The organism is Mycoavidus sp. HKI (genome assembly GCF_020023735.2).
In the GTDB taxonomy this organism is placed as follows: Bacteria; Pseudomonadota; Gammaproteobacteria; order Burkholderiales; family Burkholderiaceae; genus Mycoavidus.
Map to the genome: position 1 here is coordinate 749143 of NZ_CP076444.2, position 19857 is coordinate 768999.

General features: G+C 49.7%; 21 protein-coding genes and 1 pseudogene. 18 read left to right on the forward strand and 4 right to left on the reverse strand.

Annotation, left to right across the window (positions count from 1 at the left end):
* Positions 1 to 44: 44 nt before the first annotated feature.
* The 4 genes from KMZ15_RS03095 to lexA all read right to left on the reverse strand — a co-directional run bounded on the left by KMZ15_RS03095 (position 45) and on the right by lexA (position 3286).
* Positions 45 to 539, reverse strand: coding sequence for a dihydrofolate reductase (locus tag KMZ15_RS03095; protein WP_223694084.1), 495 nt, complete (start codon positions 537 to 539; stop codon positions 45 to 47).
* A gap of 5 nt (positions 540 to 544) precedes the next feature.
* Positions 545 to 1378 (reverse strand): thymidylate synthase, encoded by an 834-nt coding sequence (locus KMZ15_RS03100; RefSeq protein WP_223694086.1) that lies wholly within the window; start codon positions 1376 to 1378, stop codon positions 545 to 547.
* A gap of 6 nt (positions 1379 to 1384) precedes the next feature.
* Positions 1385 to 2329, reverse strand: coding sequence for a tRNA dihydrouridine(20/20a) synthase DusA (dusA, locus tag KMZ15_RS03105; protein ID WP_258134772.1), 945 nt, complete (start codon positions 2327 to 2329; stop codon positions 1385 to 1387).
* A 303-nt stretch (positions 2330 to 2632) separates the two neighbouring features.
* The gene (lexA, locus tag KMZ15_RS03110; RefSeq protein WP_223694090.1) at positions 2633 to 3286 is read right to left on the reverse strand and encodes a transcriptional repressor LexA; all 654 of its coding nucleotides are present in this window, start codon (positions 3284 to 3286) and stop codon (positions 2633 to 2635) included.
* A 441-nt stretch (positions 3287 to 3727) separates the two neighbouring features.
* Here lexA and rpsB point away from each other — a divergent pair, with 441 nt between their 5' ends.
* The 18 genes and pseudogenes from rpsB to KMZ15_RS03200 all read left to right on the forward strand — a co-directional run bounded on the left by rpsB (position 3728) and on the right by KMZ15_RS03200 (position 19854).
* Positions 3728 to 4486: a 30S ribosomal protein S2 gene (gene rpsB / locus KMZ15_RS03115; protein WP_223694092.1), complete on the forward strand. Its 759-nt coding sequence runs from the start codon at positions 3728 to 3730 to the stop codon at positions 4484 to 4486.
* Between the two features lie 147 nt (positions 4487 to 4633).
* Positions 4634 to 5521, forward strand: coding sequence for a translation elongation factor Ts (tsf, locus tag KMZ15_RS03120; protein WP_223694095.1), 888 nt, complete (start codon positions 4634 to 4636; stop codon positions 5519 to 5521).
* Between the two features lie 86 nt (positions 5522 to 5607).
* A complete protein-coding gene (pyrH, locus tag KMZ15_RS03125; RefSeq protein WP_223694665.1) occupies positions 5608 to 6333 on the forward strand; it encodes a UMP kinase in 726 nt (241 codons plus the stop codon).
* Between the two features lie 70 nt (positions 6334 to 6403).
* Positions 6404 to 6964 carry a ribosome recycling factor gene (gene frr, locus KMZ15_RS03130; RefSeq protein WP_223694097.1) on the forward strand — a complete coding sequence of 187 codons (561 nt, stop codon included), beginning with the start codon at positions 6404 to 6406 and terminating at the stop codon, positions 6962 to 6964.
* 31 nt (positions 6965 to 6995) lie between these two features.
* Positions 6996 to 7769: a polyprenyl diphosphate synthase gene (uppS, locus tag KMZ15_RS03135; protein ID WP_223694099.1), complete on the forward strand. Its 774-nt coding sequence runs from the start codon at positions 6996 to 6998 to the stop codon at positions 7767 to 7769.
* On the forward strand, positions 7763 to 8665 hold the full coding sequence (locus KMZ15_RS03140) for a phosphatidate cytidylyltransferase (RefSeq protein WP_223694101.1): 903 nt from the start codon (positions 7763 to 7765) through the stop codon (positions 8663 to 8665). Before uppS ends, KMZ15_RS03140 begins: the two co-directional genes overlap by 7 nt.
* Positions 8666 to 8686: 21 nt before the next feature.
* Entirely contained in the window at positions 8687 to 9850 is a 1164-nt protein-coding gene (locus KMZ15_RS03145; RefSeq protein WP_223694103.1) for a 1-deoxy-D-xylulose-5-phosphate reductoisomerase, read from the forward strand.
* 235 nt (positions 9851 to 10085) lie between these two features.
* Positions 10086 to 12341 (forward strand): annotated as a pseudogene (gene bamA / locus KMZ15_RS03150) (outer membrane protein assembly factor BamA); the annotation flags it as partial.
* A 76-nt stretch (positions 12342 to 12417) separates the two neighbouring features.
* Complete coding sequence (locus tag KMZ15_RS03155; RefSeq protein ID WP_223694668.1) at positions 12418 to 12936, forward strand: OmpH family outer membrane protein; 519 nt, start codon at positions 12418 to 12420, stop codon at positions 12934 to 12936.
* On the forward strand, positions 12923 to 14038 hold the full coding sequence (lpxD, locus tag KMZ15_RS03160) for a UDP-3-O-(3-hydroxymyristoyl)glucosamine N-acyltransferase (RefSeq protein ID WP_223694108.1): 1116 nt from the start codon (positions 12923 to 12925) through the stop codon (positions 14036 to 14038). Before KMZ15_RS03155 ends, lpxD begins: the two co-directional genes overlap by 14 nt.
* A 30-nt stretch (positions 14039 to 14068) precedes the next feature.
* Positions 14069 to 14551 carry a 3-hydroxyacyl-ACP dehydratase FabZ gene (gene fabZ, locus KMZ15_RS03165; RefSeq protein WP_223694111.1) on the forward strand — a complete coding sequence of 161 codons (483 nt, stop codon included), beginning with the start codon at positions 14069 to 14071 and terminating at the stop codon, positions 14549 to 14551.
* A gap of 19 nt (positions 14552 to 14570) precedes the next feature.
* Positions 14571 to 15359, forward strand: coding sequence for an acyl-ACP--UDP-N-acetylglucosamine O-acyltransferase (gene lpxA, locus KMZ15_RS03170; protein ID WP_223694114.1), 789 nt, complete (start codon positions 14571 to 14573; stop codon positions 15357 to 15359).
* Between the two features lie 57 nt (positions 15360 to 15416).
* Positions 15417 to 16577, forward strand: coding sequence for a lipid-A-disaccharide synthase (gene lpxB, locus KMZ15_RS03175; protein ID WP_258134773.1), 1161 nt, complete (start codon positions 15417 to 15419; stop codon positions 16575 to 16577).
* A gap of 93 nt (positions 16578 to 16670) precedes the next feature.
* Entirely contained in the window at positions 16671 to 17318 is a 648-nt protein-coding gene (gene rnhB / locus KMZ15_RS03180) for a ribonuclease HII (RefSeq protein ID WP_308710518.1), read from the forward strand.
* 18 nt (positions 17319 to 17336) lie between these two features.
* Entirely contained in the window at positions 17337 to 18137 is an 801-nt protein-coding gene (locus tag KMZ15_RS03185) for an RNA methyltransferase (RefSeq protein ID WP_223694119.1), read from the forward strand.
* Positions 18138 to 18456: 319 nt separating this feature from the next.
* Entirely contained in the window at positions 18457 to 19377 is a 921-nt protein-coding gene (locus KMZ15_RS03190; protein ID WP_223694121.1) for an Rpn family recombination-promoting nuclease/putative transposase, read from the forward strand.
* Positions 19378 to 19596 carry a hypothetical protein gene (locus KMZ15_RS03195; protein WP_223694123.1) on the forward strand — a complete coding sequence of 73 codons (219 nt, stop codon included), beginning with the start codon at positions 19378 to 19380 and terminating at the stop codon, positions 19594 to 19596.
* The gene (locus KMZ15_RS03200; RefSeq protein WP_223694125.1) at positions 19597 to 19854 is read left to right on the forward strand and encodes a hypothetical protein; all 258 of its coding nucleotides are present in this window, start codon (positions 19597 to 19599) and stop codon (positions 19852 to 19854) included. It abuts the gene before it with no gap.
* Positions 19855 to 19857 lie beyond the last annotated feature (3 nt).

Below are 19857 nucleotides of genomic sequence, written 5' to 3' on the forward strand. Positions count from 1 at the left end.
TTACAGGGTGCGCTGCGGCACTCTGAGTTGGCCTTTTATTGCATCTATATGCGCTCATAAATAACAAACGCATACGCAAAATCGTTCGGCGGTAAGCTGTGATGCTGACTCTGGGTGATTTGTTTCCAGACCAGAGGGTCGGGTTTAGGAAAGAAGGCATCCCCGTCAAAATCCTTGTCGATTTCGGTAATGATCAGCTGATCGGCATAGTTTAGTCCTTCCGCATAAAGCTGCGCTCCGCCAATTAAAAATGCTTGCGGCACCGATGCGCTGGCGCAAAGCTCAAGGGCATGAGCTAAGTTGCTGACTGTTTCGCAGCCAGCGAAGACTCGCTTAGGATCACGTGTGACAACAAGATTACGCCGCCCAGGCAGGGGGCGTCCGATTGATTCATGCGTTTTGCGGCCCATAATGATGGGCGCGCCCAAGGTGGTGCGCTTAAAAAAAGCCAGATCCTCGGGTAGATGCCAGGGCAGTTGATTATGACGGCCAATGACGCCATTGCGGGCGCGAGCGACAATAATTGAAAGCGAAGTCATATATTTTAGATAGCAATGGGCGCTTTGATGGCGGGGTGGCATTGATAATCGGCCAGAATAAAATCTTCAAAGCGGTAGCTGAATATATCGTTGGGCTTACTGGCAAGCTTTAATTGTGGCAATGGATAGGGGGCGCGAGCGAGGAGTTGCTTAACTTGCTCTAAATGATTGGTATAAAGATGACAATCGCCTCCGGTCCAAATCAACTCGCCCACGGTTAGCCCGCATTGCTGAGCAAGCATATGGGTCAGTAGCGCGTAACTAGCAAGGTTAAAGGGCGTTCCTAAAAAGACGTCTTGGCTGCGGCAGTAAAGTAAACAGCTGAGTTTGTTATCGTTGACGTAAAATTGAGTTAAACAGTGGCATGGCGCGAGCGCCATGCGGCCCGCCTGGACATTTTCGATGGGGGTTTGCGATTCGTCTGGAAAATCCGCGATATTTAATGCCGTCAGCAATAAGCGACGTGAGTGAGGCCGTTCTTTGAGTTGCTTGACGAGCTGAGCAATCTGATCGACTGTGCTGCCATCCGGCTTAGGCCAGAAGCGCCATTGATGGCCGTAGACAGGACCCAAGTCGCCGTTTTCATCCGCCCATTCATCCCAGATGCTTACGCCATGATCGTTTAAATATTTGATATTGGTGTCACCGTTTAAAAACCAAAGTAATTCGTGAATCACGCTTTTAAGATGAATTTTCTTGGTGGTGAGAAGCGGAAAGCCAGCGGCAAGATCAAAACGCAGTTGGCGGCCGAATACGCTGATGGTGCCTGTGCCTGTGCGGTCTGCTTTTGGCGTGCCGTGGCTAAGAATATCTTGTAGCAGTTCGTGATAGAGTTGCATGCTGTGTCAAATGATTGGGGAAAGTCCATGATTGCGCGCTTCATCGAAGATGCGTAAATCACCTGTGGCAAGTTTGTGGTGATCGGATAGTACGCGTCGCCAGCTGCGAGCGCCAGGCACCTCATGATACAAACCCAGTATATGACGTGTCATTGCGCCTAAATATGTCCCGCGCTCAAGTTCTTGCGCAGCATAGGCGATAAATGCCGTTTCAATTTCCGCGCGCTGCAGTATCGGTGTTGCAGCTTGGTAAAAGTGCTGATCAACACTGGCTAACAGCCAAGGCTGATGATAGGCCTGGCGACCTAGCATCACGCCATCTACATGAGCGAGTTGCTCTTCCATTTGTTCAATGGTTTGAATCCCGCCGTTCAGGATGATTTCAAGCTCAGGAAAATCGCACTTTAAACGATGAACATAATCGTATCGAAGGGGTGGAATAGTCCGGTTTTCTTTTGGGCTGAGCCCGCCAAGGATGGCATTGCGCGCATGTACAATGAAAGTGCGACAGCCCGCATTGGCTACCGTGCCAATAAAATCGCGCACAAACGCATAGTCAGTCCGGTCGTTAATGCCAATGCGATGTTTAACCGTGACTGGGATCGAGACGGCATCGCACATCGCGCGCACGCAATCGGCGACCAATTCTGGCTCAGCCATTAAACATGCGCCAAATGCACCGCGTTGCACACGCTCAGATGGACAGCCGCAGTTCAGATTGATCTCATCATAATTGGCTGCCGCAGCGAGCTTAGCGCAACGTGCAAGCTCAGCGGGGTCACTGCCGCCAAGTTGTAGCGCAAGCGGGTGCTCCTCTTCATTAAATGCGAGGTGCTGAGCGGCGTTGCCATGTAATAGGGCGCCGGTGGTGACCATTTCGGTATAGAGCCAGGTATGGCGCGTCAAGAGCCGATGAAAATAGCGGCAGTGACGATCAGTCCAATCCATCATAGGCGCCACGCAAACGCGCCGGCTACCTTTTACCGCAAGCGGGTAGGGTTCACTTAAAACTTCGTCCGGATGGCCTGGAGGTATCGTATTTTGGGACATGCCACGGTTTTTCATCACAACCACAATCTTTATTCAAATCCTGAAATCACAGTAAATAGAGCGCTCACTTAAAGCCAACTTTGTACTAAGTTGTGGCGAAAGCGCAGTGCCGCTCATTATAGCGCCAAGCGTCTAATCTAGAGATAGAGGTTAGGTCTAACTTGGCTGATATTAGGATAATGGATGAGGCGGGCTCATTTTTAATTAAAATGCACCGGGTCGAATGAGACCTACGACGATCCCTTCAAGGGCAAAATCCACCTGCTCGGGCTCAATGGTCAAATTAGGATAATCTGGGTTCTCAGCAATTAATTCTACTTTTTTGCCACGCTGTCTGAAGCGTTTAACGGTTACTTCATGATCGAGTCGTGCGATGATAATCTGACCGTTTTGGGCTTGGTCCTGACGCCGTACAGCGAGTAAATCGCCATCTAGGATCCCTGCATCGCGCATCGATAGGCCGCGCACATGCAATAAATAGTCAGGCCGGCTGGCAAACAGGGATGGATCGCAATGATAATGTTGAACAATATGTTCTTGCGCGAGGATTGGGCTGCCGGCTGCGACGCGGCCAACCAGCGGCAGCGATAATTGCATGAGGCGAGCGTCAGGCAGCGTGAGTTGGCGAGGCCTGCTCTGGGTTGCGGCCATTTTAAGTTTAATGCCACGCGAGGTCCCCGCCGTGAGCTCAATCGCGCCTTTGCGGGCTAGCGCCCGTAAATGTTCTTCAGCGGAATTTGCTGAGCTAAAACCAAGCTGGGCGGCAATTTCTGCCCGAGTTGGGGGAAAGCCGCTGTGTTCAATCGCGTGGCGGATCAAATTGAAAACTTGCTGTTGCCGTGTGGTCAGTTTGAGCATAGTGTCGTTGTGTGTTTGATCAAATACCCCTGTTTTTTTATACAGTATAAAGTGTTTTGCTAGTGAATGAAAGCAGGATTTTCTGCCATCTAATGCAAGCCAGCCATGCTTTTTTTTATCTGGCAGGACCTGGCGTTTGGCCCAATCGTAGAGTGCGCCCTGTTTGCTGATATCAAGTGGGCATATTAGATAGTGCTAGCCTGCTGACAGCGTTGCCGGTGGGCTGGCTACAAAGTATCTCCGATACTTATTAAATCAGTGTTAAAATCCTAATTGGTTCTGCTTTACTCTTGTCATTTGGCTCAAAAATTGGGCGCGATGCGCAAGGGGTCAGCGTAAACCAAATTATCAAACCAGCGCACCCAGGGTGCTTTTAGTTTTATTTAATACGCTAAATAGTATCGCGACTGGTTTTAGACCTAACCCTTACGGAGAATTCTCATGTCTATTACGATGCGGCAAATGTTAGAAGCGGGTGTCCACTTTGGTCACCAAACGCGTTTTTGGCACCCTAAAATGGCCCCTTATATCTTTGGCCACCGCAACAAAATCCATATTATCAACCTCGAAAAAACCTTGCCTATGTTTCAAGACGCGCTGAAATATACGCGTCAAGTAGCGGCTAATCGGGGCACCATCCTATTTGTCGGAACTAAGCGCCAGTCGCGCGATATTATTGCTGAAGAAGCGACCCGCGCTGGCATGCCTTATGTCAATAGTCGTTGGCTGGGCGGCATGTTGACCAATTTCAAAACGTTGAAATCATCGATCAAAAAGCTTAAAGAAATGGAAGCGATGGTCGAGGCGGGTGAACTTGAGCGCATGAGCAAAAAAGAAGCGTTGATGTTTGAACGGAATATGGCGAAGCTGGACAAATCGCTCGGCGGTGTCAAGGATATGAACGGCATGCCAGAGGCAATTTTCGTGGTCGATGTGGGATACCACAAAATTGCGCTGACTGAAGCGAAAAAACTCGGCGTACCCGTCATCGCGGTAGTGGATACCAATCATTCGCCAGAAGGCATTGAGCACGTGATTCCAGGTAATGACGATTCTAGTAAAGCAGTCGCACTTTATGTGCGCGGTATGGCTGACGCTATTCTTGAGGGCCGGGAAAAAGCCCTGCAGGGTTTGGTTGAGGCAGTCCGTAGCAGCGATACCCCTGAAGATGAATTTGTTGAAGTTGACGAAGAAGCGTAAGCCGTTTTTTGTCATTTGAAAAAGCTGGTTTGCACATTTTGTGTGTGCTAACCAGAGCTATTGTGTGGCCTGCCGCCTTACCCAACTGAATACTATGTGGGTGAGCCGTGGAGCAGGCCCAATCAACCCGTTTGACAGGAGTGAAGAATGGCGGAAATTACCGCAAGTATGGTAGCTAAATTGCGCGCCAAAACAGATGCGCCAATGATGGAATGTAAAAAAGCATTGACCGAAGCTAACGGCGATTTGACGCGCGCTGAAGAGTTGTTACGCATAAAATTGGGCACTAAAGCGGACAAGGTTGCTGCGCGTGTAACGGCGGAAGGCATCGTGGCTACATATATTGATGCCGCGACCCAGGTCGGAGCGCTGGTTGAGCTCAATTGCGAAACAGATTTTGTGGCAAAAAATGATGATTTTCTAGCCTTTGCAAAAACCGTGGCTGAGTTGGTGGCAGCTCAAAAACCTGCCGATGTGGCGGCTCTATTAGCTTTGCCTTTGATGGACAAGACTGTAGATGAAGTGAGACGGACTTTGATTGGCAAGCTTGGCGAAAGTTTAACCATCCGCCGTTTTGTCTGCTACCCAAGCACACATAAGCTGGCTGCCTATTTGCACGGTACTCGGATTGGCGTGCTGGTTGAATACGAGGGCGCTAATGAGCAGGTGGGTAAAGACCTTGCGATGCATATTGCCGCAATGAAACCGATCACGCTTTCGGCCGATGCAGTCCCTGCTGAGTTGATTGAAACAGAACGTAAAATCGCCGCACAAAAAGCGAGTGAATCTGGTAAACCAGCCGAGATTGTTGCCAGAATGGTTGAAGGCAGCGTGCAAAAATATCTGAAAGAAGTGTCGCTGCTCGATCAGCCATTTGTCAAAGACGATAAGCAAACTATCGGGCAGATGCTGAAAGCGGCTCAGGCTTCGGTTAAGCGCTTTACAATTTACGTTGCAGGCGAGGGTATTGAGAAGCACCAAGGCGATTTTGCAGCTGAAGTGGCGGCGCAAGTTGCTGCTGCCCAGTCGGTATAAAAAGCCATTACACAACTTTGTGCAGCTCGCTAGATTAAGCTGCGCAAAGTTGCCCGGTAAGTTCAAGAATTTTGATGTCAACTTCTATGCCAGTTTCTACCCCCAGTCGCTATAAGCGAGTATTGTTAAAGTTATCTGGCGAAGCCTTAATGGGCGAAGATGCTTTTGGTATCAATCGGACAACGATTGAGCGTATGGTGGCCGATATTGCAGAAGCTGTTCAGCTTGGCACGCAACTCGCGATTGTGATTGGCGGCGGCAATATTTTTCGTGGCGTCGCTGGCGGCGCTGCCGGGATGGATCGGGCGACAGCTGACTATATGGGGATGCTTGCCACGATGATGAATGCGCTGGCCCTGCAAGATGCGATGCGTCATGCTGGGATTGAGGGTCGGGTGCAATCGGCATTGCGCATGGATCAAGTGGTCGAGCCTTATATTCGACCCCGCGCCATTCGTCAACTTGAAGAAGGTAAGGTCGTCATCTTCGCCGCAGGTACGGGCAATCCCTTTTTTACCACTGATACTGCAGCTGCATTGCGCGGCGCTGAGATTGGGGCTGAAGTGGTGCTTAAGGCAACCAAGGTAGATGGCGTTTATTCAGCCGATCCACGTAAAGAGCCGACCGCAACCCGTTACACGACAATCAGCTTTGATGAAGCGATCAGTCGTAACCTACAGGTGATGGATGCCACTGCATTTGCGCTTTGCCGTGACCAAAAATTGCCTATTCGCGTATTTTCGATTGTCAAGCCGGGCGCCTTAAAGCGTGTTGTGCTTGGTGAGAACGAGGGAACGCTAGTCCATGTGTAGGCGTTCCGTGTGTGTAGATTCGTGGCCCTTGTGTCAGATATTGCCGCACAGCGGCGATTTGGAGTTTTAAATGAGTGTAGCTGAGGTTAAAAAAAACGTTGAGCAAAGGATGCAACGCTCGATTGACGCGTTTAAGAATGATCTTGCAAAAATCCGTACTGGCCGCGCGCATACGGGATTCCTTGAGCATATTCAGGTGGATTACTATGGTTCTCATGTGCCGCTTTCGCAGGTGGCCAATTTGACTCTTATCGATGCGCGCACAATCGGCGTTCAGCCATGGGAAAAAAAGATGGTGTCGGTGGTTGAAAAAGCCATTCGTGAATCTGACCTAGGTTTGAATCCAGCTACGCATGGTGAATTATTGCGAGTGCCGATGCCGGCTTTGACCGAAGAGCGCCGCCGTGACCTTACGAAAGTGGTTAAAAGCGAAGGCGAAACTGCCAAAATCGCGGTCCGAGGATTGCGCCGGGATGCAAAAGAACAATTGGATAAATTGGTTAAAGACGAAGGTGTGCCAGAAGACAGCGGACGTCGCGCGCAGGACGACGTGCAAAAATTAACCGATAAATTTGTTGCTGAAATCGACGAATTGGTGCAAACCAAATCGAGCGAAATTATGAAGGTTTAAAGCGTAGCACCTGCAGGTCTGCGAAACAGCTATGGCCTATACGAGCTCTACTATGGGTGTGCCTGTTGCGGTTGAGATGCCGCGGCATATTGCCGTTATTATGGATGGCAATGGCCGTTGGGCGACACAACGGCGACTGCCACGCGTCGCGGGCCATACTAAAGGCGTTGAAGCCGTGCGCGCAATGGTTGAAGCCTGCGCGCGGCGGAATATTTCATATTTGACTCTGTTTGCTTTTAGCTCTGAAAACTGGCGCCGACCTACGGATGAAATTTCATTTTTGATGCGCCTTTTTGTGAGTGTGCTTGAGCGTGAAATTGGCAAGATGCATAGTAATGGCATTCGGCTGCGCGTGATTGGCGATTTGACTAAGTTTGAGCCGCGTATTCAAGAACTGGTGCGCGGCGCTGAGGCAAAAACAGCCAATAATCAACGGATGACGCTGACCATTGCCGCTAATTACGGCGGCCGTTGGGATCTCACGCAAGCGGCTTATAAGCTGGCTGAGCAAGCCGTCGCTGAAAAAGGCATGCAATCTATAGGCGAGGCGGATTTCTCAAAATATCTTGCCATGGCGTATGCACCAGAACCCGATCTGTTTATTCGTACCGGCGGTGAGCAGCGTTTAAGCAATTTCCTGTTATGGCAATGTGCCTATACTGAACTCTATTTCACCGATATTTTTTGGCCTGATTTTGATGCGTCGGCGCTTGATCTTGCGCTTGATTGGTATTGTCAGCGCGAGCGCCGGTTTGGTCGAATTAGCGCGCAACTTGAATCCGAAGAAAAGCAGATCTCATGTTAAAAACCCGCATTCTGACGGCTGTAATATTGTTGGCAGTGTTACTGCCGGTGATTTTTTGTACCGCCTGCACATTCAATCTATTCAATGCGCTGGTGGTTGGCATACTGACGCTCGCGGCCTGGGAGTGGGCGCGTTTATTGAAGCTCACGCCGAAGAAGTGTATCAGCTATGCAGTGCTAGTGGGTTTGATGTTATGCCTGCTTGCGCTCTGGCAATGGCAGCTTAACGGTACGTTGCAGAGCGCGTCGCAGGTGCTTTTCGGGGATGGATTATTTTGGCCGATTCTATATTGGATTGCCGCTTTTTTCTGGGTCGCGGTGGTGCCATTTATCTTAATGCGGCAACCTACTTTAGCGGTTGGCCTATGGCGTGTGCTTTTGCTGGTCGCGGGTTTAGTTATTTTTGCAGTGTGTTGGGATGCGTTGATTGCAGCGCATAGAGTAGGGCCGGCTTTTCTCTTATCTGTTTTGCTTGTTGTATGGCTAGCCGATAGTGGTGCTTATTTTGCCGGAAAACGATTTGGTCGGCATAAATTGGCGCCCCTAATTAGCCCCGGCAAGACGTGGGAAGGTGTGTTGGGCGGCTGGTTGCTGGTGCTTGCAATAACCGCCGTTGTAGCAGGTACAATCCGGCTTTTCGGCGTCTCACCATTGGCGGTTGAGGTTGACTCAGTCAGTGGCTGGTTGGGTATGTTAGCGGTACTGACCTTACTGGTTGGCGTCGGCGTTGTGGGTGATTTGTTTGAATCATTGATGAAGCGGCAAGCAGGATTTAAAGATTCGAGTATGCTCTTGCCCGGCCATGGTGGCGTATTAGATCGTTTAGATGCGTTGTTACCAATGCTTACGCTGGCGGTTGGCCTGTACGGGAGCCTTTTGCGTTTTATCCCTATCTAAGAGCGTGAAACCCGCAGCGATATGCAACAACGTCTAACTATACTTGGTTCAACCGGCTCAATCGGCGATAGTACGCTTGATATTGTTGCGCGCCACCCAGAGCGTTTTTCTGTGTTTGGGCTGAGCGCGCACCGCAATATCGATAAATTGCTTAAGCAGTGCTTACGCTTTACCCCTAGGTTTGCGGTTGTAAGAGATGCGACATTAGCCGCTCAGCTGCAAACTCGGTTAAAGGCTGCTGGCAGCCGTACCGAAGTGGCGTATGGCGAGGCGGCGCTGATTGCCTTGGCGAATGCCGCGGAGTGCGACACGGTGGTGGCGGCGATTGTAGGCGCGGCAGGGCTTGCGCCAACGCTCGCTGCAGCCTGTGCTAGCAAGCGTATCTTATTAGCCAATAAAGAAGCGTTGGTAATGTCGGGCCGATTGTTTATGGAGGCAGTTTGCCAGCATAATGCACAGCTCTTTCCTGTGGACAGTGAGCACAATGCGATCTATCAATGCTTATCTGCCCGTGCTGGCGTCGAGAAAATTATTCTGACTGCGTCGGGCGGTCCATTTCGTACGCGCGAGCTTGCTTCACTGGCGCATGTTACCCCTGATGAAGCGTGTGCTCATCCAAACTGGCGGATGGGCCGAAAAATCTCGGTCGATTCCGCCACGATGATGAACAAGGGGCTTGAGGTGATTGAGGCACACTGGTTATTCGATGTGCCGATTAACCAGATTGAAGTGCTGATTCATCCACAAAGCGTGATTCACTCGATGGTCAGTTATGTCGATGGCTCTGTGCTGGCACAACTTGGCAATCCAGATATGCGGACCCCAATTGCCCATGCACTGGCCTTTCCAGATCGTATTGCAGCTGGGGTCGCACCGTTAGATTTAGCTTTAATTGCCACCTTGAGTTTTGAGCGACCTGAGCTTGAGCGTTTCCCCTGTTTAACGCTTGCCATCGAAGCTTTACGGCAGGGCGGCGTAGCGAGCGCTGTACTGAACGCTGCCAATGAAGTGGCGGTTGAGGCCTTTTTGCAGGGTGCTACATGTTTTACCTCGATTGCCGCTATTGTCGCGAATGTGCTTGAACGTATTGAGCCGAGCGCAGTCCATACGCTAGATGACGTGCTCGCAGCAGATGCACAGGCGCGCCGGCTGGCCTTTGAAGAAATTTCGGCGCTAGCTGTATAAATTGGATGGCGCCTAAGTGCTCCGTTATAAATAATCTGGGCCGTGAGCAGAGTGATGCTGGGTGAGGTTGTGTTAATGGACAGATGCTTATGAGATCATCGCTGTAAGGAAGAAGCAGCATGTCTCTGTTATGATTATTAGCTAAATTCTTTATTAAGGATAGAAGTTGTTGCCATTTCGTTTTGCATTTAGGATGGGTATTGTCGCTCTTTTCTCAGCGTATGCTACGCTGACGCACGCGGTCGCACCCTTCGTGGTAAAAGACATTCGCATTGAAGGTCTGCGCCAGCTTGACGCGGGTACGGTGTTTGCGTATTTGCCTCTTAAGTCAGGCCAATCATTTACCGATGATAAAGGTTCGCAAGCGATTCGCGCGCTTTACGCAACTGGGTTTTTTAGTGATGTGCGCGTGTTATCACAAGGTAACGTGGTGGTGGTTCAGGTGCAAGAACGGCCGCTTGTCTCGTCGATTGATTTTGTCGGACTGCGTGAGTTTGATAAAGAAAATCTATACAAATTGCTGCGTGGCGCAATTGCTTTGTCGCCGGGTCGCTATTACGATAAAAATTTGATTGACAAAGCTGAGCAAGAACTTAAGCGCCGTTATCTAACGCGTGGTTACTACGCGGCTGAAGTCACTACTACAGTCACTCCGTTTGAGCGCAACCGAGTCAATATTTTATTCTCCGTCACAGAGGGTCCAGTTGCGCGTATCCGGCAAGTCAATTTCATTGGCAATAAGGCGTTTAAGACCAGCACCTTGCAAGACGAAATGCAACTCTCAACGCCTAACTGGTTCTCCTGGTACAGCAAAAATGATTTGTATGCGCGTGAAAAACTGGCCAATGATCTTGATAATGTCCGTTCCTACTATCTTGATCGGGGTTATCTGGAATTTAATTTTGAATCGACGCAAGTCTCAATTTCACCTGACAAAAAAGACATCTATCTGACGTTTAGCTTGCATGAAGGTGAGCCGTACACCATCGCTAATTTTGAACTGAGCGGGGAGTTGCTCGATAAAAAAGAAGAGTTACTTAAGTTGGTCAAAATCCGCTCCGGCGAGCGTTTTTCAGCAGCTAAGCTACAAGCTGCGAGCAAAGCGATCACTGACAAACTGGGTGAATACGGCTATGCTTTCGCGACGGTTGCCCCGCAGCAGGCGCTTGACCAGCAGCGGCATACGGCAGCGATTAGCTTGCAAGTCACGCTGGGCCGGCGTGTATATGTGCGGCGCGTGAATGTGATCGGTAATAATCGTACGCGCGATGAAGTGATTCGCCGTGAAATGCGCCAATTTGAGAGCGCTTGGTTCGACGGACAACGGCTAAAGCTGTCGCAAGACCGGATTAACCGCCTGGGCTATTTTACGGATGTTAATGTCGCCATGGCGCCGGTCGAAGGAACCAACGACCAAGTTGATGTTGACGTGAAAGTAGCGGAAAAGCCGACTGGTGCCGTGACCGTGGGCGCAGGATTTTCATCGACAGATAAGGTGGTGCTGTCAGCAGGGGTGTCGCAAGACAATGTATTTGGTTCTGGCACTAGCCTTGCGGTCAATATAAATACGGCCAAAACGTATCGCACACTTTCTGTCACGCAGGTCGATCCTTATTTTACGATCGATGGTATCAAACGGATTACTGAAGCCTATTATCGGACCTATCAGCCGCTTTTATATGGTGGCTCAAGCTTTATGCCGGGCTCAAATTCAAGTAATTTCACAATCGTCAGTATGGGCGGCAATTTGAAATTTGGTATCCCGTTTTCTGAGTTTGATACAGTTTATCTAGGCGCCGGTTTTGAGCAGGACCGGATGAAAGCGGATGAAACAGCGCCGAAAGCTTACCGGAACTACATTGATCAATTTGGCCGGGTGGTGAATAATGTGCCGCTGACCATTGGCTGGTCCCGTGATAGTCGTGATAGCGCCTTGGTGCCAAGTCGTGGTTATTACACGCAGGCAAATGGCGAGCTAGGTACGCCTGCCGGTGACACCCAATATTACAAAATCGATTTACAGCAACAATATTATTATTCGTTTGCGCGTGGCTTTGTGCTTGGTTTGAATGGGCAGTTCGGTTATGGGCGGGGGCTTGCTGGCAAACCGTATCCGATTTTTAAAAACTACTACGCGGGCGGAATTGGATCAGTACGCAGCTATGAACCTAGTTCGTTGGGTCCTAAAGATGCAGAGAGCGCTGATGCAATCGGGGGTTCTAAGCTTTTGATTGGCAATATTGAACTGACTTTTCCGTTGCCCAAAACGGGTTACGATCGTACGCTACGTTTATTTACTTTCATTGACGGAGGTAATGTGTGGGGTCCGGATCAGAAGATCGCTCTGGGCAGCTTGCGTTATGGCTATGGGCTGGGGATCGCATGGATTTCGCCAGTCGGTCCGTTAAAATTTAGTTTGGGTTTCCCGCTGACCAAAAAGCTAGGCGATACTTACCAAAAATTTCAATTTCAGCTTGGCACAGCCTTCTGAAGATTCATCTATCAAAATATGCAGACACCCAATATAGAGGCGTATCGTGTTAAATAATCTATCCAAACAGCGTTATATGTGCTGGTTTGCATGCGCCTTGTTCGCTAGCTCGGCGAATGTATGCGCTAGCCCAGCGAATGCGTCTACCCATGAAGTGCATATTGCCGCTGTCAATTCAGATCGCATTCTGCGTGAATCGACACTGGCTAAGGCGGCACAAGACAAGCTCAAGCAAGAATTTTTAAAGCGCGATCAGGAACTACAGGCCATCGCCAAGGATTTAAAAACGAAATCTAATAAGCTTGATAAGAATGCAGCCACTATGTCCGATCTTGAGCGTAAGAAAGCGCAAGCGGAGCTGACGCAACTGGATGCCGACTTTCAGCGTAAGCAACGTGAATTTAGTGAAGATCTCAATCAACGCCGTAATGAAGAGTTGGCGGCTGTGCTTGAACGTGCGAATAAAGCGATTAAGCAGATCGCAGAGGCAAAAAATTACGACTTGATTGTGCAAGAAGCCGTCTACGTGAATCCGCGCATTGATATTACCGATGAGGTGTTAAAAGCGCTGGCTAAACCCAATGGCAGCTTCTGAGTTGAACATGCAATTGGCTTGCGACAAGCATAAAGGATTTACCCTCGAGCAACTCGCGCAACGGTTTGGTGGCGAAGTTGTGGGCGATGGCGCTTGCTCTATTCACGGTTTAGCGCCACTTGATCGTGCACAGCCGCAGCAGTTGAGCTTTTTGGCTAACCCCAAATATCTCGCTCAGCTTGAAGCGACGCGGGCAGGAGCCGTATTGATCACCTGCGCTGACTTATTGAAAGTTAAAAACCGTAGCGCCTGCTCGTTTCTTGTCACACCTAATCCTTATGCCTATTTTGCGCGTGTTGCGCAATGCTTTGCGGCCGCGAGCATACCGCAGGTGTTGCCCGGCATCCATGCCAGCGCAGTGATTGACCCTAGCGCGCGAGTGGCGGCTACAGCATCGATCGGACCGCAGGTTGTGATTGAGGCCAATGCGGTGATTGGTGAGCGCGCGCGTCTTGATGCTCATGCGTATATTGGGCGAGGTGTTACGATCGGCGACGATGTACATTTATTTGCACAGGTTACCGTTTATCATGGCTGTACCTTAGGCCCGCGCGTGTTGGTGCATGCCGGCGCTGTCATTGGCGCGGATGGTTTTGGTTTTGCTCCCGATTTTAACGGCGATGCTGGAGAGTGGGTCAAAATTCCACAAACCGGCGCTGTCATGATTGGCGAAGATGTTGAGATTGGTGCCAATACCACGATTGACCGTGGCACAATGACTGACACCCTAATTGAGGACGGCGTAAAAATTGATAATCTGGTTCAAATTGCCCATAATTGCCGAATTGGCGCTTACACGGTGATTGCTGCTTGTGCGGGCATTGCAGGCAGTACGGTGATTGGCCGTCATTGTATGATAGGAGGCGCCGTGGGTATCGCCGGCCATTTGACGTTAGCTGATCGAGTGATCGTTACCGCCAAATCCGGTGTTTCAAAATCTTTATCTAAACCTGGCGTTTATACTAGCTCATTTCCTGCCATTGAAAATACTCACTGGAACCGCAATGCTGCTTTGATGCGCAATCTCGATAAAATGAATGCGCGCCTCAAGCAGCTTGAAGCTGTTATATTAGCTAGTCAAAATAAGCAGTCATCATTGTGACTGAAGCAAATCATTCTACGTAGAAAATCGATGAGTACACAAGACATTAAACTCGATATCCATCGGATCCTTACTTTACTGCCGCATCGCTATCCGATTTTGCTGGTTGATCGAGTACTGGAGCTTGAACCGCATAAGCGGATTAAAGCGCTGAAAAATGTATCCATTAATGAGCCTTATTTCACGGGTCATTTTCCGGCTTGTCCGGTCATGCCTGGGGTATTAATACTTGAGGCATTAGCGCAGACCGCAGGGCTTTTAACCTTTGCTGAAGAAGAGTATGACCCCGCTAAGTCGCTTTACTATTTTGTGGGAATTGATAACGCGCGCTTTAAACGGCCGGTTGAACCGGGCGATCAGCTGATTTTGAATGTGAGTTTTGAGCGCTATTTGCGTGGGATTTGGAAATTTAGCGCATTTGCTGAGGTAGATGGCGTTGTGGCGGCTGAAGCGAATTTGATGTGTACGGTTAGACCGGCGCGTCAGAGTGATGCGCAAACATCAAACGTTTAATAAGACAACAACTCAGAGCATGACAAAAATTCATAGCAGTGCAGTGATTGAGCCGGGCGCCGAGCTCGATGAGACAGTCGAGATTGGCCCCTATGCGGTGATTGGCGCGCACGTAAAAATTGGCGCAGGCACAAAGATCGGTTCCCATAGCGTGCTTGAAGGCCATACTACGCTGGGCAAAGATAACCGGATTGGCCATTATGCCGCGCTGGGCGGTGCCCCCCAAGATATGAAATACAGAGGTGAGCCAACCCAGCTAGAGATTGGTGACCGCAATACCATTCGTGAATTCGCCACGATTCATACCGGTACGGTACAAGATACGGGCCTGACTCGCATCGGTGATGACAACTGGATCATGGCTTATGTGCATATCGCACATGACTGTATCGTAGGTAGCCATACTATTTTCGCTAGCAATGCGCAAATCGCTGGGCATGTGCAGGTTGGCGATTGGGCTATCCTGGGCGGTATGGCGGGGGTGCACCAATTCGTGCGCATTGGCGCACACTCAATGTTAGGCGGCGCTACCGTTTTAATCCAGGATATCCCGCCGTTTATCATGGCCGCGGGCGACAAGGCTAAGCCGCATGGTATCAATCTTGAAGGCTTGCGCCGGCGAGGCTTTACATCGGCTGCGATTACGACGCTGCGCGCTGCTTATCGGACGCTGTATAAAGCAGGCCTTTCGCTTGAGCAAGCCAAAATCCAACTGGCTGAGTTGGCGGCTCAAGCGGACGATGGCAACGCGCATGTGCAGGAACTGCTTAGCTTTATCGCCGACACGCAGCGCGGCATTATCCGCTAGGCAGCAAAGGTGCTAAGTACACATCCAACTGGTGATACTGCGCCGGCCAGTTTGGCAATGGTGGCGGGCGAAGCGTCCGGGGATTTACTCGCCGCAGCCCTTATCCAGCAGCTTACAATCCGTTTACCGGCGGCGAGCATGTACTTCGGCATTGGCGGGCCAAAGATGACTGCGCTCGGCTTTAATGCGCGCTGGCCGAGTGAAAAATTAGCCGTGCGTGGCTATGTTGAAGCCTTGCGCAATATTCCCGAAATCTTACGTATCCGTAGCGCGTTAAAGCGCCAACTGTTAGCTGCGCCCCCAACCGTCTTTGTGGGTATCGATGCGCCTGATTTTAATCTCGGCCTTGAAGCACAACTGCGTCGCGCTGGCATTCCCACCGTTCATTTCATTAGCCCATCGATTTGGGCGTGGCGCGGCGCCCGCATTAAAAAAATCCAACGGGCCACAGATCTCATGTTGTGCCTATTTCCCTTTGAGCCGGAAATTTACGCGCGCGCCGGAGTTGCCGCACGCTATGTTGGCCACCCATTAGCGGATGTGATCCCGCTGGTACCTAATCCAGTGGCTGCCCGGTGTCGTCTGGAGTTACCCGTACAGGGTCCGATCATCGCTGTCTTGCCGGGTAGCCGGCGCTCGGAAATCGCCTTGATTGCGCCCACTTTTTTAGCTGCGATGGCGCTGATGCAAGCCTCTGAACCTGGGCTACGGTTTATCTTGCCAGCGGCGTCGGCAGCAATTAGGGCGCAGTTGCAGCCGTTGATTGCCAAGTATCCACAGCTTTCTCTGACGGTGCTTGAGGGCGACTCGCATAGTGCACTAGAAGCTGCTGATGCCGTGCTGATTGCCAGCGGCACCGCAACCTTAGAAGCCGCCCTATATAAAAAGCCGATGGTGATTTCGTATCAAGTCCCTTGGCTGACGGCCCAAATTATGAAAAGGCAAGGTTATTTACCTTATGTTGGGCTGCCTAATATTCTCGCTGGCCGATTTGTGGTACCCGAATTGCTGCAGCATCTTGCCACGCCTGATGCACTCGCGCGCGCGATGATGGATCAATTGAATGATCATGCAAATCGCGATAAGCTCAATCAAATTTTTACGCAAATGCACCACACCTTAAAGTGTGATTCAGCCGCTGTTGCAGCGGATGCGATTGCCGAGTTAATTGAAACTTCACAGCGCCAGGCATCGAAGTTCGTTTCACCTTTAAAGTAGTTTATATCAATCTATTCGGATGTCGCAGCTCAAGTCTTCAATAGCATTAATGAGTGCCAAGCGACACGCCTAAAATTTCGCGTGACTGACTTCATGGATCCATCCTTTTCTACCCCTTATAACGTGCTATTAGACGATCCAAGCAGGCTAACCTGCGGCGTTGACGAAGCGGGCCGAGGCCCGTTAGCTGGCCCAGTGGTCGCGGCGGCGGTGATGCTTGATGCAACACGACCGATTGAGGGCCTCGCTGATTCAAAGACGTTGAGTGCCAAAAAGCGCGCGCTACTCTTTGATCTGATCTGTGAACGTGCGCTCGCTTTTAGTATTGCGTCGGCCTCAGTGGATGAAATTGATCGCTTAAATATCTTGCACGCAACGATGCTGGCGATGCAGCGTGCGGTTGAAACACTGCCGGTTACTCCAAGCTTGGCAAAGATTGATGGTAACCGTTGTCCATCCTTAAAGATGCAAGCGCTAGCCATTGTGCGTGGCGATGCATTGCTACCAGAAATTTCAGCCGCCTCGATTCTCGCTAAAGTGACACGCGATCGAATGCTGCTTGAATTACATGTCGCTCATCCCGAATATGGTTTTGATGCACACGCAGGTTATGGCACACCACAACATCTTGCTGCGCTTAAGCAGCATGGTCCCTGTATTCACCATCGCCGCTCATTTGCCCCGGTGCGCCAAGCACTAGGTGGCGACTCTAGATTGCTTCGTTCGATTCATTCACTATGATGCGCGTAGACCTACATAATGAAAACCATTACTGCGCGCGATAACCCTTTTTTTAAGAGGCTCAAGCAACTCGCCGGCACCCTCACTCGTGAACGCCGGGCCGGCCAAGCTCTTGCTGAAGGGCTGCATTTAGCCAGTACCTATCTCGATACGCTAGGACAACCACGTTTCTGTATTATTGCCGAGAGCACGCTGTCTGATCATAAAATGCAGCAAAGCCTGCAGCCAATCATGTCACGCATTGAGCCAGCGCGTATGGTGGTGTTATCAGATACGCTCTTTGCACAATTGTCGACGTTAGCGCGAGCAGCGCAGGGTGGCAACGTGATATTTTTGGTTGATATCCCGGCCCCTGAATTGCCGCAGAAAATTACCCGTGATTGCATCATTCTTGACGGTGTGCAAGATGCAGGTAACGCCGGCTCTATCTTGCGTAGCGCCGCTGCCGCCGGCATTCAATATGTATTTTGCGCACCCGGTACGGCGTGTGCCTGGTCTCCTAAAGTACTAAGGGCGGGGATGGGGGCGCATTTTCTACTGCATATTTTTGAAGGAATTGAGGTAGACCAACTCTTGCCACACCTTGCCGTGCCATTGCTCGTTACAGATTCGCACAACGCCACTTCGATCTACCAGCAGGATTTGACCAAACCTTTTGCCTGGATCTGGGGCAACGAAGGTGCTGGCGTCTCTGCGACATGGCGCGAACACGCCGCACACGCGGTCACCATCCCCCAGCCTGGTGGGATGGAATCCATTAATGTCGCAGCTGCCGCGGCTGTTTGTTTATTCGAGCAATGTCGCCAGCGCAACACTTAGTTGCTTGCACGATTTTCAAAAGATTGTGCACCCAAATTGTTGCGTAGTAAAAAAATATCAGGGAGAATAGAAGAGGCCATTTCACTATATTATTTTGTTGAATAGGTCTTTCTCTAGCGTGCGCGCTCATGAGCCGATAATAAGCTCAATACGACTGTAGCCAATGAGCAACATTTCTATGTTTTAAGCCCATTATGGGTGAAAAACTTTGCCCATATTGCTGCAGGCAAACCGGTGCTCAATATAAGCATTTCGGGAACAATCAAGGTTCGTTCATAACCATGACGGCAACCGCCGTTTTTTATTAAAGATCGATCCGATGAAAAGTTCCTTGTCTATTCCTCATGATGCATTGTTTAAAAAATTTTTATCCAATGTAACCCTTGCTAAAGCTTTTTTAGAAGTTTATTTGCCAACTTCTGTAAAACAATATTGCGATTTAAACACGCTGCAGATTGCCAATGGCTCGTTTGTAGACGCCCATCTGAGACAACATTTTTCAGATATTGTCTATTCATTGAAGATTGCTGGCGCCCCTGGATATATTTATGCTGTTATTGAGCACGAGAGCGTTGTAGGTCAATTAATGCCTTTTAAGCTTTTGCGTTATCAAACTGCAATCATGCAGCAGCACCTTGAGCAAGGTAATGAATTATTACCTGTAGTAGTGCCTATGCTTTTTTATCGAGGGCGGCGCAGCCCTTATCCGGGGCCGCTAGATCTACTGAGTTGTTTTGAAAACCAGGAGCTTGCGGAGAAAATTTTCCTAAAGCCGATTAAGCTCATCGATCTTTCTGTCATTCCAGACGAAGAAATTCAAACGCATAAAAGCATTGCTGCGTTTGAACTCCTACAAAAGCACATCCGAACCAGAGATTTGCTACAGTTGGCGCAACCTGTTTTAAAAATACTCAGCACTGATCCGCCCCCCGGGGAACTCCTGCATAGCGCGCTAAAATATCTTGTGGAAGGGGGGAAATGTACCAATTACCAGCAGTTCATCCAGTTGGTGACTGAAACTGCGCCGAACTATCGTGAGGAAATTATGACTCTTGCTCAACAGTTAGAACTCGCAGGTTGGAAAAAAGGCCACCAAGAAGGTGAGCAGGAAGGCGAACGCAAAAAAACTCTTGAAATTGTGAACAATATGTTAGCTACGGGAATGCAACTCGATAAGATTAAAGAGCTCACAAAGCTTTCTGATCAAGATCTCGCAGCGCTAACTGAAGTAGCTCAATAGATGATTGAAACCGCGATGAACTTAAGTGAGGAAATTATGACTCTTGCGCAACAGTTAGAACTCGCAGGTTGGAAAAAAGGCCATCAAGAAGGTGAGCGCAAAAGAACTCTTGAAATTGTGAACAATATGTCAGCTACGGGAATGCAGCTCGATAAGATTAAAGAGCTCACAAAGCTTTCTGATCAAGATTTCGCAGAGCTAGCTGAAGTAGCTCAATAGATGATTGAAACCGCAATGAACTTAAGTGAGGAAATTATGACTCTTGCTCAACACTTAGAACTCGAAGGTTGGAAAAAAGGCTGGGAAGAGGGTTGGGATAAAGGCTGGCAGAAGGGCTGGCAAAAAGCTAAACGAGAAACAATTGTTGAAACGGCTAACAATATGTTAGCCGCGGGCATCTTGCAGCCCGGTAAGATTAAAGAGATTATGAAGCTCTCTGATCGAGATTCTGCAGAGTTAATCGGAATGCCTAGGTAAGCG

Bases quoted from the DNA above. Each gene is read 5' to 3' on its own strand.
- lpxD (WP_223694108.1), top strand. From the start codon at position 12,923: ATGGCAGCTTCTGAGTTGAACATGCAATTGGCTTGCGACAAGCATAAA.
- lpxB (WP_258134773.1), top strand. From the start codon at position 15,417: ATGGTGGCGGGCGAAGCGTCCGGGGATTTACTCGCCGCAGCCCTTATC.
- lpxA (WP_223694114.1), top strand. From the start codon at position 14,571: ATGACAAAAATTCATAGCAGTGCAGTGATTGAGCCGGGCGCCGAGCTC.
- dusA (WP_258134772.1), bottom strand. From the start codon at position 2,329: ATGATGGATTGGACTGATCGTCACTGCCGCTATTTTCATCGGCTCTTG.
- KMZ15_RS03100 (WP_223694086.1), bottom strand. From the start codon at position 1,378: ATGCAACTCTATCACGAACTGCTACAAGATATTCTTAGCCACGGCACG.
- uppS (WP_223694099.1), top strand. From the start codon at position 6,996: ATGGCCTATACGAGCTCTACTATGGGTGTGCCTGTTGCGGTTGAGATG.
- KMZ15_RS03200 (WP_223694125.1), top strand. From the start codon at position 19,597: ATGATTGAAACCGCAATGAACTTAAGTGAGGAAATTATGACTCTTGCT.
- tsf (WP_223694095.1), top strand. From the start codon at position 4,634: ATGGCGGAAATTACCGCAAGTATGGTAGCTAAATTGCGCGCCAAAACA.
- rpsB (WP_223694092.1), top strand. From the start codon at position 3,728: ATGTCTATTACGATGCGGCAAATGTTAGAAGCGGGTGTCCACTTTGGT.
- KMZ15_RS03195 (WP_223694123.1), top strand. From the start codon at position 19,378: ATGATTGAAACCGCGATGAACTTAAGTGAGGAAATTATGACTCTTGCG.
- KMZ15_RS03185 (WP_223694119.1), top strand. From the start codon at position 17,337: ATGAAAACCATTACTGCGCGCGATAACCCTTTTTTTAAGAGGCTCAAG.
- pyrH (WP_223694665.1), top strand. From the start codon at position 5,608: ATGCCAGTTTCTACCCCCAGTCGCTATAAGCGAGTATTGTTAAAGTTA.
- KMZ15_RS03190 (WP_223694121.1), top strand. From the start codon at position 18,457: ATGAAAAGTTCCTTGTCTATTCCTCATGATGCATTGTTTAAAAAATTT.
- KMZ15_RS03140 (WP_223694101.1), top strand. From the start codon at position 7,763: ATGTTAAAAACCCGCATTCTGACGGCTGTAATATTGTTGGCAGTGTTA.
- KMZ15_RS03155 (WP_223694668.1), top strand. From the start codon at position 12,418: ATGTGCTGGTTTGCATGCGCCTTGTTCGCTAGCTCGGCGAATGTATGC.
- lexA (WP_223694090.1), bottom strand. From the start codon at position 3,286: ATGCTCAAACTGACCACACGGCAACAGCAAGTTTTCAATTTGATCCGC.
- frr (WP_223694097.1), top strand. From the start codon at position 6,404: ATGAGTGTAGCTGAGGTTAAAAAAAACGTTGAGCAAAGGATGCAACGC.
- KMZ15_RS03095 (WP_223694084.1), bottom strand. From the start codon at position 539: ATGACTTCGCTTTCAATTATTGTCGCTCGCGCCCGCAATGGCGTCATT.
- fabZ (WP_223694111.1), top strand. From the start codon at position 14,069: ATGAGTACACAAGACATTAAACTCGATATCCATCGGATCCTTACTTTA.
- rnhB (WP_308710518.1), top strand. From the start codon at position 16,671: ATGGATCCATCCTTTTCTACCCCTTATAACGTGCTATTAGACGATCCA.
- KMZ15_RS03145 (WP_223694103.1), top strand. From the start codon at position 8,687: ATGCAACAACGTCTAACTATACTTGGTTCAACCGGCTCAATCGGCGAT.